Genomic DNA, 13,854 nt, shown 5'->3' with positions numbered 1-13,854 from the left:
ATGACTTCGCCCACCGGCCCCGCCCACCCGGCGGAGCGGCCGTGGCTCGATGCCGCGCTGCCCACCGAGACCCGCATCGACCTGCTCCTCGCCGAGATGACCTTGGCCGAGAAGGTCGCCCAGACCCACCAGGTCGCCAACATCGACCCCGAGGCCGACGCCGAGCAGCTGCGCGCCGGCCGCATCAGCTCGAGCCTCTACGCCTCCGGCGCCACCGCGGGCAACGAGCGCGACGCCGGAGTGCTCGTCGGCAACATCGACGCCGCCCAGCGGCACGCCGTCGAGGGGAGCCGGCTCGGCATCCCCGTGCTCTTCGGCCGCGACGTCATCCACGGCCACCGCACGGTGTGTCCGATCCCGCTCGGGCTCGCCGCGTCGTTCGACCCGGCCCTCGTCGAGGAGGTCGGCACCGTCGCGGCCCGCGAGGCCGCGGTCGACGGCGTGGCCTGGACCTTCGCGCCGATGGTCGACCTCTCCGAGGAGCCGCGATGGGGCCGCGTCGCCGAGTCGCTCGGCGAGACCCCGGTGCTCTCGGGCCGCCTCGCGGCCTCGCTCGTGCGCGGTTTCCAGGGCGACGACCCGAGCGACCCCGACCGGATCGGCGCCTGCGCCAAACACTTCGCCGGCTACGGCCTGGCCGCCGGTGGCCGCGACTACGACACCGTCAGCGTCGGCGAGAACACGTTGCGCAACCTGCACCTGCGCCCCTTCAAGGACGCCGTCGACGCCGGGGCGCTCACCCTCATGGCGGCCTTCAACGACGTCGACGGCACCCCGATGCACGCCCACGAGCACCTCATCCGCGGGGTCCTCAAGGGCGAGTGGGGCTGGGACGGCATGGTCGTCGCCGACTGGAACGGCGTCGGCCAGCTCGTCAACCAGGGCGTCGCCGCCGACCTGCGCGAGGCCGCGGCGCTCGCCATCCGGGCCGGCGTCGACCTCGACATGTGCGGGGGCGCCTACCTCGCGCACCTCGAGGAGCTGGTCGAGTCGGGCGAGGTCGAGGTCGCGCTCGTCGACGACGCGGTGCGCCGCGTGCTGCGGGTCAAGCTGCACCTCGGTCTCTTCGAGCGCCCGTATGCCGCCCGGCCGGGTGTGTCGAACGCGCCCACTCCCGAGACGCGGGCCGTCGCCCGCCGGGCCGCTCAGGCCGCTCACGTCCTCGTCAAGAACGACGGCGTCCTGCCGCTCACCGACGACTCCGGAAGAGTCCTGCTGTCAGGCCCGTTCGTCGACGACGGCGACGCACTGCTCGGCACGTGGGTCCTCGACGGCCGCGGCGAGGAGGTCACGACTCCCGAGGCGGCCCTGCGCGAGCGCCTCGGCGACCGCGTCACGGTGGCCGACGGCCGCTTCACCGACGTCACCCTGATGCAGGCGCGAGCCGCCGACACGTCGGTGCTGCTGCTCGGCGAGCACCGGTCCCGCTCCGGCGAGGCGCAGTCCGTCGTCGACATCGGCCTGCCTCCGGGCCAGCTCGAGCTCGTGCGCGCGGTGGCCTCGTTCGGCAAGCCGCTCGTTGCCGTCGTCTACACCGGTCGTCCGCTCGACCTCACCGAGCTCCTCGACCTCGCCGATGCGGTGCTCGTCGTGTGGCACCCGGGCACCGAGGCCGGCACCGCCCTGGCGGACCTCCTGCTCGGCGACGCCGAGCCGCACGGCCGGCTCCCGATGACCTTCCCGCTGTCGACGGGGCACATCCCGACGAGCACCCACCAGCGGCCGACCGGGCGGCTCATCCGCGCCGACGTCGACCACCAGGAGGGCCGCTACATCGACGCCCTCACCTACCCGCGGCTGCCCTTCGGCTTCGGCCTGTCGTACTCGACCGTCGACTACGGCGCACCCGCCCTCTCGTCGCCGACGATGACGACCGACGGGTCCGTGACCCTCACCGTCACGGTGACCAACACCGGCGAGCGCCCGTGTCGCGAGGTCGTCCAGCTCTACTTCCGCGACCCCGTCGCCCAGGTGACCCGCCCGCTCGTCGAGCTGACCGACTGGGCGCTCGTCGACCTCGAGCCCGGCCACTCACGCGAGGTCAGCTTCGACGTGCAGGCCCCGCGGTTCGCATACGCAGGCCGTGACCTCACGACGCGCGTCGACGAGGGCGAGATCGTCCTGCTCACCGGGCCCGACGCGGCCCGCCTCCAGCCCGTGTCCGTCACCGTCACGTCCCCGAAGGCCTCCTCATGATCGAGACCGTCCGCCGCCAGATCCGCATCGACGGCGAGCCCGTCGTCGTCATGTCGGGGGAGGTGCACTACTTCCGCGTCGCGCGCGCGGAGTGGGGCCAGCGGCTCGACCTGCTCGTCGAGGCCGGCTGCGACACCGTCGCCTCCTACATCCCGTGGCTCTTCCACGAGCTGCCCGACGGCACGCTCGACGTCACCGGCGAGACCCGCCCCGAGCGCGACATCGGCGCCTTCATCGACCTCGCCGCGTCGAAGGGGCTGCGCTTCATCGCCCGTCCCGGGCCGTTCATCATGGCCGAGCTGAAGAACGAGGGCATCCCCTTCCGCGTCTATCGCGACCACCCGGAGATCGTGCCCGTGGGCTGGGACGGGCGACCCGCCGTGTCCCGCACCATCGACTACCTCGCGCCCGCCTTCCTCGAGGAGAGCGGTCGCTGGTTCGACGCGATCATCCCCGTCCTCACGCCTCGCCTGCAGCCCGCCGGTGGCCCGATCATCGGCGTCCAGCTCGACAACGAGGTCGGCATGCTCGCCTGGGTGACCAACGCCCCCGACCTCACCGACGACCTCGTGGCCGCGTTCGGCGACTTCGTGCTCGAGCGTCACGGGCCCCTCGCCCGCACGAGCGCCGCGCCGTATGCCGTGTGGCCGGGTGACGACGGCTGGGCCGACCTCGTGCGCTCGCCCTCCGAGGACGCGGCCGGCATGCTCCGGCTCGACCTGGGCCTCTTCATGCGGCGGCGCTTCGGCGACTACGTCGCGACGCTGCGTCGGATGTGCGAGGAGCGGGGAGTCGGCGGCGTGCCGTTCTTCGTCAACATCCACGGCACCGAGGGCGGCAACGGCGCCCCCTTCCCGATCGGCATCAGCCAGCTCGTCGACACCTACTCCGGCATCCCCGGCATGGTGTCGGGGTCCGACCACTACCTCGGCGAGGCCACGCTGGGCACGATGACCGACCTCTACGTCATCAACGCCTACATGGCCGCGGTGCACGACGACGACCAGCCGCTGACGTCGCTGGAGTTCGAGGCCGGGTCGGGCGACTACGGCGCGGGGTCGGAGATGCAGTACGACCCGTCGACCGCCGACCTCAAGACGCGGCTCTGCCTCGCGCAGGGCAACCGGCTCATCAACTACTACCTCTTCGCCGGCGGCATCAACCCGCCGCTCGACGAGCGGGTGGGCGACGGCAACGACCGCATCTCCTTCACCGGGGAGCGCCACGGCACCGCCGCCCCGGTCGGGCCCGAGGGCCAGCGCGGCTACGCCTACGAGGCGACCAAGCGAGCGGTGCACGCCGTCAAGGCCAACGAGCCCTGGCTCGCTCGAATGACCGAGGACCATGACGACATCGCGCTCGGGCTGACGCTCGACGCCTACATGACGGAGTACCACCACCCGGACTCAGACGTCATGACCGAGGTCGTCGACGATCTGACGGCGCACCGTGGCGCGGGTGAGCGCAAGGCACTCGCTCGCTCTCTGCTGCTCAGCGGATTCCGTTTTGGGGCAACGCATCTCGAGCGTCACGACCCTCGGCCCGGCAGCACGGTGCTGCTCGGTGCGGGGCGACACGTGTCACGCATCGTGCAGGAGCGACTCGTCGGCCACGTCGTGGCGGGTGGCAACCTCGTGCTCCTCGGCCCGCTGCCGGAGCGCGACCTCGACGGCTCGCCGTGCCTGCTGCTCGTCGAGGCTCTCGGGCTCACGGCCGGCGCCGTGCGCCGCGACCACGGGCACTACTTCCCCTCGCTGGTCGCCCACGGCTGGGCGGCACCCTGGCCGGAGATGCGGGCGGGCTGGGTGCAGCCGCTGACCCATGACCGCGGTGACGTGGTGCTCACCGATGTCGAGGGCGCCGTGTGTGGCGTCGATGTCGACCTCGGGCGGGGCCGGGCCGTCGTGCTCGCCGCCCAGCTGCCGTCGTCGCCGGCGCTCTTCACCCGAGCACTCGACGCCCTCGGCGTGCGGCCCGGGCTCCGCCTCGAGACGCAGTGGCCGGGCCTCTTCGCCACGACGACGAGCACCGACGACGGTCAGCGCGCCCTGCACCTCATCAACACCTCCGGCGCCCCCGCAGCGGTCACCGTGGCTCTCGACGGCACGGCCATCGCCGACGGGGTGAGCCTGAGCGTGCCCGCCCGCAGTGGGCACGTCCTGCCTCTCGGCCTCGAGATCGCCGGGCGCCGGTTCGACTGGGTGAGTGCGGAGTTCACGCGCGTGGACGATCGTGGCGCGCCGGTGTTCGGTGTCGGCCTCGACCCCGACGGCGGAACGACCGTCGTCGTCGATGGTCAGACGACACGGCTCGGGCGCGACGACTGACGAGCACGTCACCATCTGCCGCTGCAGGCCCCGAGCGCGGCCAGACTGGAGGTGTGTCGCGACCACAGCGGCTCCGCGCCCTCGATGCGATCTTCCTGCCGATGGAGACCAGCACCCAGTCGCTGCACGTCGGCTCGGTGCTGATCCTCGAGGGTCGGCCGCCCGACCCGGCGGCCTTCCGCGACCACGTCGTCGGGGCCGTGGCGCGCGTGCCCGTGCTCGGCAGGCGCGCGATGCGGATGCCGCTCGACCTCGGCCGGCCCGTGTGGGTCGACGCTCCGGAGATCGACCTGGCCGAGCACGTGCACCACGCTCGCCTGGACGAGCCGGGTGGCGACGAGCAGCTGCGGGACGTCGTCACCGAGGTCATGAGCCGTCGGCTCGACGCCGACCGCCCCCTCTGGGAGCTGTGGCAGGTCGATGGGCTCGCAGGTGGCCGCTGGGCCGTGATCGCTAAGGCGCACCACACGATGGTCGACGGGCAGTCGGGCGCCGACCTCGTGGCTGCGCTGCTCGCCGATGCACCCACGCAGCCGCAACCCGTGGCCCGACGCGACCCCCAGCCGGTGCCCACGCCCGTCGCCCTCGTCGCAGACCTGCTCGCGTGGCTCGTCCTGCTGCCGCTACGGGCGATCCGGGTGCTGCTCCGCTCGGTCGTCGACCCGGGCGCGGCGCGGCAACGAGCCGCTCGGGTCCGCTTCGGATTGCGACAGGTGCTCGTGCCCGACCTCCCGCCGTCACCCCTCACGGGGCCGCTCGGCGCTGAGCGCACCTGGGGGTGGACGTCGACCGAGCTGGCCCCTGTCGCCCAGGTCGCCCATCGGGCCGGCGCCACCGTCAACGACGTCTTCCTCGCCGCCCTGGCCGGGGGCCTTCGGCGCTACCTCCGGGGCCGGGTCGAGGCCGTCGACTCGATCGTCGTGCGCGCCATCGTGCCCGTGTCGCCCCGCACCCCGCAGCAGCCCCGGCGGACCGGCAACCTCGCCTCGGCGATGTTCGTCGTCCTGCCCACCGACCTGGACGAACCCGCGGCCCGACTGAACGCCGTCAAGGCGCGAACGGCCGACCAGAAGGCGCGTGGCGTGCCCGCTGCCACGGCGGCCGTGGTGCGGATCGCCGACCACCTCCCTGCGGTCCTGCTCGCCAGGGGAGCCCGGGCCTACGGCCAGTCAGGTCAGGGACGGGTCAACCTCGTCGCGTCCAACGTGAGAGGCCCGGCGCAGGAGCAACGGCTGCTGGGCAGCAGGCTCGTCGAGCTCGTGCCGTGGGCGCCCACGGCCGAGGAGATCAGGGTCAGCACGGCGATGGTCACCTGCGCGGGCCGGATGACGATCGGCATCACCACCGACGCCGCGGCGCTGCCCGACGTCGACCGGCTCATCGACGCCGTGGGGCGCGAGCTCACCGACCTCGTCTCGCTGGAGGCCCCGGCCTGAGCGGCGTCGACCCGGGGAGGAGCCCGGTGGAGCGAGCTACTCCATCGCCAGCGTCACGGCCTGCGGCACGACCATCCGCCACGCGTCGAGGACGATCTCGCGCATCCGCTCCTCGTCGAGCGCCTCGAGACGCACCTCGACCCAGTTGAAGCGCAGGTCGGACCGGCGCGGCATGAGGAAGACGTCGGGCTCGCTGGCGACGAGCACGTCCCGCTCCTCCTTGGGGAAGGCGAAGCCCATCTGGGTCTCGTCGCGCGAGAAGGCGAGCCAGACCACCTTGCCGACCCGGAACTTCACCCGGTCGCGCACGAGCACCTCGTAGGACCGAGGCAGCCCCATCGCCACCTCACGCACCTGCTCGATCGTCACCGGCACCCTTCCACCTTGTCACGCACGCCCCCCGACCGCACCGACCGAGCCGCGCCGCCGCGGCCGCGAGCCCTTCCGCGGAGCCCGCCGGACGGCATACCCTCTCGGTGTCGCGACCTCGACGGCGCTGGGCCGGGCGGGCTGAAACGTCGACCCGACGAAGGAGCGACGGATGTCCGGCGACGCCATGAACCCCACCCCGACCGACCCCACGACCGACCCCACCCGCGGCCCGGCGGAGGGCATGCCCGCGCGGCTGATGGCCTTCCTCGGCCGGCTCGGTGACGTGCTCGCGGAGCGCGGTGACGCCGTGGCGCTGCTCGGCCTCGGCTCGGTCGGCCGCGACCTGCACCGGCTCGACGAGCACTCCGACGCCGACTTCTTCGTCGTGGTCGACCACGCGGCCGCGCGCCAGCGCTACCTCGACGACATCGACTGGCTGGAGGCCGCGCACCCGGTCGCCTGGTCGTTCGAGAACAGCCCCGTCGGGCGCAAGGCGCTGCTCGAGGGCGGGCTCTTCGCGGAGTATGCCGTCTTCTCCGTCAGCGACCTGGCGACCGCCGGCTACCCGCCGGGTCGCGTGCACTGGCAGCGCGCCGATGCCCCCGCAGGCCTCGCGACCCCGACCGCGCCGCTGCCCGGCACCCCCCGGCTCGAGGAGCAGGTGGGTGAGGCGATCACCAACCTCTACGTCGGGCTGCACCGCGACCTGCGCGGCGAGCGCCTCACGGCGACCCGCTTCATCCAGGGGTATGCCGTCGACCGCTGGGTGACGATCCTGGGCCTGCTCGGGCTGGGGAGCGGCCCCCAGCAGGATGTCTTCGCCATCGACCGGGGAGCCGAGCGGCGCTTCGCGCCAGACCTGCTGCCGCTGGCCGACCTCGTGCCGGGCTACGAGCGCAACGCGCACGCGGCGCGCACCCTCCTCGGGTTGCTAGAGCGGCACGTCGAGCTCGACCCCGCGATGCTGGCGGCGGTGCGCCAGGTCCTCGCCCGGTCAGAGGCATCGTCGGGGGCCGTGGCCGCCGACTGACCAGCACGCACGAGGCGGCGGCTCGGATGCGAGATCCGAGCCGCCGCCTCAGTTGCTCAGGAGGGACGAGCTGTTCAGCAGAACGTCTTGGCGGTCTCGTTCTTCATGGCGCCGCCACCGGAGGCCTTGACGAGCTGCCCGACGTTGTCGATGCCCTCGACGCCGCCGCTGTTGACGAGCTTGTGCACCTGGCCGAAGCAGGCGGCCTCGGCGGACTCGGCGCTGGCGCTGGCTGCGGAGCCGAGCAGGGCGAGAGCTGCGATGGACCCTGCGGCGAGAATGCGCTTCATTGGACATCCCTTCTGTTGGTGGGTGCTTGATCACCCGTCGCTCCTTCTTCTGCACGGGCGCGGCGTTTGGATGCAGACCGGGTGAAGTTTTTTTCTGCGCCGCCGCGAGGCATCGAGGGGAGGGCGCCGAGGTGGGGGAACCGAAGGTCGACAAGGCGCTTGCGGGCCCGGGGTCGCCCACTGCAGAGTGACCTCACCGACCGAGGAGCGCGCAGATGTCACTGACCCGGATCCACAACTTCTCCATCTCCCTCGACGGCTTCGCCACCGGCGAACCGCAGACCGCCGAGGCACCCTTCGGCCACGCCGGCCAGCGGCTGCACCAGTGGATGATGGCCACCCGCTTCTGGGACGCCGGCGGGAGCGACGGGGTCGACAACGCGTTCGCCGAGCGCCACAGCCACGGCATCGGCGCCGAGATCATGGGCGCCAACAAGTTCGGCCCGCCCGCATCGCGCGACGACCTGGACTGGAAGGGCTGGTGGGGCCCCAACCCTCCCTTCCACACACCGACCTTCGTGCTCACTCATCACCCCCGGCCGTCGCTGCCGATGGAGGGCGGCACCACGTTCCACTTCCTCGAGGCTGCCCCGGCCGAGGCACTCGAGATCGCCCGGGCAGCAGCCGACGGGCAGGACGTGCGGATCGGGGGTGGCGCCACGGTCGTGCGCGACTTCCTCGCTGCCGGGCTCGTCGACCACGCACACCTCGTCCAGGTGCCGATCGTGCTCGGCCGAGGTGTCCGCGTCTGGGACGGTCTCGAGGCCCTCGAGGACGGCTACGACGTCGAGGCGGTCACCTCGCCCAGCGGCGTCACCCACCTCACCTTGACGCGCAAGGCCTCGTGAAGCCCGACACCGGAAGAGCGAGACCACCCGTGCTGGCGGAGGAGATGCCGGCGGGAGAGGTGGTCCTGATCGTCGACTGGCTCACTGCCGCCGGGGTGACCTATCAGGTCAACGGCGGATGGGGTGTCGACGCCCTCGCACGTCGCCAGACCCGCCCGCATCGTGATGTCGACGTCTTCGTCGACATCACCGCCACGCCCGCGCTGATGGCGTGGCTCGGTGAGCGGGGGTATCGGATCACGGAGGACTGGCGCCCGACCCGGGTCGAGCTGGCCGGTGAGCGGGGCCGCGTCGACGTGCACGCCATGGCGATCGACGCCAACGGAGACGGGGTGCAGCGCGGGTTCGGGGACGAGGTCTTCGTCCACGCCGCCGAAGACCGCACTGTCGGCACGATCGGTGGCCGCGAGGTCGTCGTCGCCTGCGCGGAGCGGCTTCGTCAGCTGCGCTCCGGATACGAGCCCCGGCCCGTCGACCTGCTCGACCTCGCCGTCCTCGATCGCCTCTGACGCCGTCGCAGGCCGCCTGCCGTGCGTGGCGCGAGACCGCGCGAGGTGCGGTGCCTGCGCTGTGGGATCGCGCACCATCCGCTGCTCGGCACCCGCTGCGGGCGTAGCGTCGAAGGTGCTGGGATCGCGCACGTCGATGCTGAGTCCGTGCCCCAGCAGGGAAGGGAACGGCCTGCCGGCCGGATGCACCATGGCACATCGGACGTCCATGACGACCACCTCCGCCGCGCCGTCGGGGACCCCATCCCCGCCGCCGCACCGGGTCGCGTCCGTGCTGCGCCACCGGTGGGTCGCGACCATCGGCCTGGCCGCCCTGTGGGGGGTCGTGGCCGGCGTGCTGACCCCCCGGACGCCGCAGACCACAGCCGCGGCCCTCGTCTCGATCCTCGTCAGCCTCGCGGTCGGCGTCGCCGCCGGTCTGCTCACCCGGTCGCGGTGGGCGATGCTCCTGGCGCCCGTCGTGTTCGCCATCGCCTTCGAGCTCGCCCGTATGCCGGTGGGTGGCCCGACCGTCGACGCCCCTCACCTCAGCACCTACGGCGTGTTCGCCCTCGTCGTCGGGCGAGGCTTACATGCCGCGCTCTCCCTGCTGCCGATGGCCCTCGGCTCTGCGTGGGGCGCCTTCGCCGTTGCCCGTCGGAGCGGGCAGCTGCCCGGGGGCCGCGTCCGCGGAGCCCTGCGCTGGACGGCCCTGACGGCATCCGTCGTCGTCATGGCCGCCATCATGCTGGCCGTCGCCCGACCCGCCTCGACGGCCCCGATCACCGGAGCCGACGGTGCAGCGGTGCCGGGGAGCGTCGCCGAGCTGGCGTCGATCGACGTCAACGGTCGTGAGCTGGGGCTGATGATCCGCGGGCACGACATCGACAACCCCGTGCTGCTCTTCCTCGCCGGCGGCCCGGGCGGGTCGGAGCTGGGGGCGATGCGCAACCACCTGCCACCCCTGGAGGAGGACTTCACCGTGGCCACGCTCGACCAGCGCGGCACCGGCACCTCCTACCCGGCCCTCGACCCGACCGACACCTACACGCTCGAGTCGGCTGTCGATGACACCATCGCGACGACGAACTACCTGCGCGAGCGCTTCGCCACCGACCGGATCGTGCTCGTCGGCCAGTCCTGGGGAACCATCCTCGGCGTGCTCGCCGTCCAGCGGCAGCCGGCCCTCTACTCGGCCTTCGTGGGCGTGGGCCAGATGGTCAGCCCGGTGGAGACCGACCGCCTCTTCTACGCCGACACGCTCGCCTGGGCACGGACGCAGGGGCAGACCGGGTTGGCCACCGAGCTGGCGGCCATCGGTCCACCGCCCTACGCCTCGATGCTGGACTATGAGACCGCCCTGTCCTCCGAGCACGAGGTCTACCCGTACGACCACTCGGGCAACAGCGAGGGCGAGGGCGGCTTCTCGGAGAACTTCCTCGTGCCCGAATACACGCTCGTCGACCAGGTCCACCTGCTCGCGGGCTTCATGGACACCTTCGGGACGCTCTACCCGCAGATCCAGGGCGTGGACCTCAGGAGTGACGTGCCGAGGCTCGACGTGCCGGTGTTCTTCGCCCAGGGGGCGCACGAGGCGCCGGGTCGCTCGGAGCCCTTCGGCCAGTGGTTCGCCCAGCTCACCGCGCCCACCAAGGAGCTGGTGGTGCTCGACCGGTCCGGCCACCGGCCGCTCTTCGAGCAGCCTGACGAGTTCGTCGCGTTCATGGCCACCCGCGTGCACCCCGTCGCCCGCTGACAGCGGCTCACGTCGCTGGGGGACCCAGCCCCCCGGCATACGGCCTGCGGCAGCTGCCGGACCTAGAGGAAGTCCACGGGGTCGAAGTCGTCGATCGCGATGATCCGCACGCGCGGCAGCGGCTCCTTGAACGCCTGCACCTCGTACTCGAGGTCGTAGGTCGCCAGACCCTGCTCCTTGAGCGCCAGGAACGCGTTGCTGCGGAACTCCTGGAAGCCGACCACCCCGACCCGACGGCCGTCCAGCAGGTCGCGCACCTGGTCGACGAAGTCCCCGTCGTTGCTGACCAGGAGCACGTCCGCCTCACGACGACGGATCTCGGCCAACGTCCGCTGGATGGCGATGTCGACCACCTTCTCGCCCGGGGCGCCGGAGAGGGGGACCGGTCGGTAGCCGATCGCCATCAGGGCCTGGACGAAGGGCATCGGCAGCTCGTTGTTGGCGGCGAGGAAGAAGAGCCCAGCCGCCGGCTGTCCCCACAGCTCCTGCGCGAACTGCAGCAGGCGCTCCCACCTCGGGCGCTCCTCAGGTCGCGGACGCCGACCGAGGATCGACGTGCCGAGCGTGGCGTCGATGTTCTCCCCATCGATCAGGACGTACGTGATGCGAGGTTCTCCACCCATGGGGCGAAGCCTACGGTCGCAGCGGCCGGAATCATCCGTTGCGGGGGAGGTGGAAGGACCGCCCGAGGCGAAGGCTGGATGGCATGACGACACCTCGGCAGATCGCAGCTTCGGTCCTGTGCATGCTCGCGCTCGGGGCGGGGGCCTCGGCCTGCAGCAGCCAGGAGGGTGCGACCCCATCGGGCGGCACCGCCACCTCGAGTGCCTTGACAGCCAGCACGACAGACAGCCCGACGCCCAGCACCACGGACAGCACGACGCCAGCGGTGTGCGCCGACGTCACGGCGCTGCGCGCGTCCGCTGACAAGATCGCCTCCATCGAGATCGGCCAGGGCGCGCTCGCGACCCTGACGACGGAGCTCGCCACCATGCAGGCCACCCTCCAGCAGCTGCCGGCCGATGCCTCGGCGCAGTACTCGAGCCAGGTCGACGCGCTCAAGGCCGCGAGCACTCGCCTGCAGTCGAGCCTCCAGGCGGCGGTGCAGGCACCATCGGCCACGACCCTGGCAACCGTGGGCACCGATGCCCGGGCGCTCGGTGACGCGGTCCGCGCCCTGAGCGCCGCGGTCGGCGACGGCTGCTGACACGACCGCCGGCGAGGCCCGCAGGCCTCGGCGTCATGGTTGTGCCTTCTGTGAGGCGGGTAGGACTCGAACGACCTGCCCACTGACCTAAGGAGCGCACATGTCGGATGACGAGAAGGTTGCCAAGGACCTCGTTGAGACCCTGAAGGACGGCGAGCGGGGTTTCGCCTCCGCTGCCGAGAAGCTGCGAGACAGCGACCACCCCGCGTGGGCCACGACCCTGCAGGGTCTGTGCGAGCAGCGCGCGGGCTTCCGCCGCGAGATCGTCGCTCTCGGAGATGCCTACGGCGATGACGTCGACGAGAGCGGATCGGCCGTCGCGGCCCTGCACCGCGGGTGGATCTCGCTCAAGGACGCGCTGACCGGTGACGACGCCGGCAGCGTCCTCGGCGCGGCCGTCACCGGCGAGGACCACGCGGTGTCGGAGTACGAGAAGGCCCTCGAGCAGGACCTCAGCGCGGGTTTCCGCGAGGTCGTGAGCCGTCAGCACGCCGCGGTCGTCGCCGCTCGCGACGAGGTCAAGGCGCTGCACGTCGCGGACTGACCTCGCCCGCACTGCAACGCCGCGGCGTCGCGCCATCACCGACGCTCGAGGCTATCGACACCCCTCCACGGGCCCAGCCCGTGGAGGGGTGTTCGCGTGTCCGCGACGGAGCCAGAATCGGTGTCTGCTTCCCGGTCCAACCGTGTCGTATGCGGGTGGTGCCGTTCGTGGAGTGGGTGAGCGCGGTCCACGGGGGCCGTCCGAGCAAAAGGAGTAGTCGTGGCCGAGTACCTCTTGTACTTCAACCAGCAGTGGGTGGGCGACCACACCGAGGAGTGGTTCCGCGGACGCGGACCGCTCGCGATGGGGGTCGTCGGTGAGATGAAGGAGGCCGGTGTCTACGTCTTCGCCGGGGGTCTGGAGGAGGAGGACGGCCCGGTGTTCAGCGCCGACCCCACCGGCGGCTCGGTGGTCATCACCGACGGACCCTACGTGGAGACGAAGGAGTTCCTGGGCGGGTTCGCCGTGGTCGACGTGCCCGACGACGAGGCCGCGACGATGTGGGCGGGCAAGATCGCCGAGGCGTGCGGCTGGCCCCATGAGGTCCGCCGCTTCAAGCCCCAGCCCCAGACACAGACCCAGACACACACGGAGCCACGGACGGAGCCACGGACGGAGCCACCGAGCCCGGCCGAGTGAGCGACGGGCTCGGCTCGGCCGAGCCGAGCGGCGAGCGCTCGGCGGGCCCGGCCGCGAGCGGTTGACGGCAAACCGGCGCGCGCGGAGGATGGCTCGAGCAGGGACCAGGTGCGGTCGCGTCCCGAGCCTGGGAGTCCGCTCACCGATGGAGGTCGTGCATGCCACCCGCGTCCCGGTCGTCCGCGCGAGAGCCGATCAGCTTCGCCGCCGAGCTGTGCACCATCGAGGACACGGTCATCGTCCGCCTGCCCCAGGCAGCCAGCGAGCAGCTGCCGTCGCGTGGGCAGGTCGCCGTGCAGGCCTCCCTGGCGGGGCACCGCTTCGACACCGTCGTCGAGCCGGACGGCCGCCGTGGCCACTGGATCCGCGTCGACGAGGCCCTCCAGCGGGCTGCCGGAGTCAGCCCGGGCGACATCGCCGAGGCATCCCTCCACGTGGTGCCCGACTGGCCGGAGCCGGAGGTCCCCGACGATCTCGCCTCGGCCCTCGCCGACGCGCCGGCGAAGATCCAGGACGTCTGGCAGGACATCACGCCGATGGCCAGGTGGGAGTGGGTCCGCTGGGTGCAGGCGACCGCGAACCCCCAGACCCGGCAACGGCGGGTCGAGGTGAGCCTCTCGAAGATGGACGGCGGCAAGCGCCGCCCCTGCTGCTTCGACCTCGCGTCGTGCACCGACCCGGACCTCGCGAGGAGCGGCAAGCTGCGCGAGCCCTCCTGAGC

Annotated in this window: 14 protein-coding genes; 11 read left to right on the top strand and 3 right to left on the bottom strand. The window is 72.2% G+C overall.

The window, feature by feature from the left end; translation table 11 throughout:
* Genes LG278_RS01365 through LG278_RS01355 form a run of 3 tightly spaced genes read left to right on the top strand, consistent with a single transcriptional unit; the run spans position 1 to position 5,959 of the window.
* Positions 1 to 2,196, top strand: a complete 2,196-nt coding sequence (locus LG278_RS01365) for a glycoside hydrolase family 3 N-terminal domain-containing protein (RefSeq protein ID WP_404390180.1) — start codon at positions 1 to 3, stop codon at positions 2,194 to 2,196.
* Positions 2,193 to 4,523 carry a beta-galactosidase gene (locus tag LG278_RS01360; protein ID WP_404390178.1) on the top strand — a complete coding sequence of 777 codons (2,331 nt, stop codon included), beginning with the start codon at positions 2,193 to 2,195 and terminating at the stop codon, positions 4,521 to 4,523. Before LG278_RS01365 ends, LG278_RS01360 begins: the two co-directional genes overlap by 4 nt.
* A 53-nt stretch (positions 4,524 to 4,576) precedes the next feature.
* Positions 4,577 to 5,959, top strand: coding sequence for a wax ester/triacylglycerol synthase family O-acyltransferase (locus tag LG278_RS01355; protein WP_404390176.1), 1,383 nt, complete (start codon positions 4,577 to 4,579; stop codon positions 5,957 to 5,959).
* A gap of 36 nt (positions 5,960 to 5,995) precedes the next feature.
* On the opposite strand, the gene LG278_RS01350 is transcribed toward LG278_RS01355, so the two are convergent.
* A complete protein-coding gene (locus LG278_RS01350; protein ID WP_404390174.1) occupies positions 5,996 to 6,328 on the bottom strand; it encodes an MmcQ/YjbR family DNA-binding protein in 333 nt (110 codons plus the stop codon).
* 172 nt (positions 6,329 to 6,500) lie between these two features.
* Between LG278_RS01350 and LG278_RS01345 the strand changes: the two genes are divergently transcribed.
* Complete coding sequence (locus tag LG278_RS01345) at positions 6,501 to 7,361, top strand: hypothetical protein (protein ID WP_404390173.1); 861 nt, start codon at positions 6,501 to 6,503, stop codon at positions 7,359 to 7,361.
* 74 nt (positions 7,362 to 7,435) lie between these two features.
* On the opposite strand, the gene LG278_RS01340 is transcribed toward LG278_RS01345, so the two are convergent.
* Positions 7,436 to 7,651 carry a hypothetical protein gene (locus LG278_RS01340; RefSeq protein ID WP_404390171.1) on the bottom strand — a complete coding sequence of 72 codons (216 nt, stop codon included), beginning with the start codon at positions 7,649 to 7,651 and terminating at the stop codon, positions 7,436 to 7,438.
* Positions 7,652 to 7,866: 215 nt separating this feature from the next.
* Here LG278_RS01340 and LG278_RS01335 point away from each other — a divergent pair, with 215 nt between their 5' ends.
* The 3 genes from LG278_RS01335 (at position 7,867) to LG278_RS01325 (ending at position 10,743) form a co-directional block, all read left to right on the top strand.
* Positions 7,867 to 8,499 (top strand): dihydrofolate reductase family protein, encoded by a 633-nt coding sequence (locus tag LG278_RS01335; protein WP_404390169.1) that lies wholly within the window; start codon positions 7,867 to 7,869, stop codon positions 8,497 to 8,499.
* Positions 8,500 to 8,528: 29 nt separating this feature from the next.
* Positions 8,529 to 9,008: a nucleotidyltransferase domain-containing protein gene (locus LG278_RS01330; RefSeq protein WP_404390167.1), complete on the top strand. Its 480-nt coding sequence runs from the start codon at positions 8,529 to 8,531 to the stop codon at positions 9,006 to 9,008.
* A 208-nt stretch (positions 9,009 to 9,216) separates the two neighbouring features.
* Positions 9,217 to 10,743 carry an alpha/beta fold hydrolase gene (locus tag LG278_RS01325; RefSeq protein WP_404390165.1) on the top strand — a complete coding sequence of 509 codons (1,527 nt, stop codon included), beginning with the start codon at positions 9,217 to 9,219 and terminating at the stop codon, positions 10,741 to 10,743.
* Positions 10,744 to 10,805: 62 nt separating this feature from the next.
* Here the strand turns inward: LG278_RS01325 and LG278_RS01320 are convergent, their stop codons facing one another.
* Positions 10,806 to 11,366: an NYN domain-containing protein gene (locus LG278_RS01320; RefSeq protein WP_404390163.1), complete on the bottom strand. Its 561-nt coding sequence runs from the start codon at positions 11,364 to 11,366 to the stop codon at positions 10,806 to 10,808.
* A gap of 83 nt (positions 11,367 to 11,449) precedes the next feature.
* Between LG278_RS01320 and LG278_RS01315 the strand changes: the two genes are divergently transcribed.
* The 4 genes from LG278_RS01315 (at position 11,450) to LG278_RS01300 (ending at position 13,852) form a co-directional block, all read left to right on the top strand.
* Positions 11,450 to 11,950 carry a hypothetical protein gene (locus LG278_RS01315; protein WP_404390161.1) on the top strand — a complete coding sequence of 167 codons (501 nt, stop codon included), beginning with the start codon at positions 11,450 to 11,452 and terminating at the stop codon, positions 11,948 to 11,950.
* A gap of 100 nt (positions 11,951 to 12,050) precedes the next feature.
* Positions 12,051 to 12,494, top strand: a complete 444-nt coding sequence (locus LG278_RS01310) for a PA2169 family four-helix-bundle protein (protein WP_404390159.1) — start codon at positions 12,051 to 12,053, stop codon at positions 12,492 to 12,494.
* Between the two features lie 219 nt (positions 12,495 to 12,713).
* Positions 12,714 to 13,133, top strand: coding sequence for a YciI family protein (locus LG278_RS01305; protein ID WP_404390157.1), 420 nt, complete (start codon positions 12,714 to 12,716; stop codon positions 13,131 to 13,133).
* 158 nt (positions 13,134 to 13,291) lie between these two features.
* Positions 13,292 to 13,852, top strand: coding sequence for a DUF1905 domain-containing protein (locus tag LG278_RS01300; RefSeq protein WP_404390155.1), 561 nt, complete (start codon positions 13,292 to 13,294; stop codon positions 13,850 to 13,852).
* The last annotated feature ends 2 nt before the right edge of the window (positions 13,853 to 13,854 follow it).

This window comes from Humibacillus xanthopallidus (assembly GCF_044793955.1).
In the GTDB taxonomy this organism is placed as follows: domain Bacteria; phylum Actinomycetota; class Actinomycetes; order Actinomycetales; family Dermatophilaceae; genus Humibacillus; species Humibacillus xanthopallidus_C.
The sequence above is the reverse complement of the archived record's forward strand: the minus strand, read 5'-3'. Positions and strand labels throughout refer to the sequence as shown.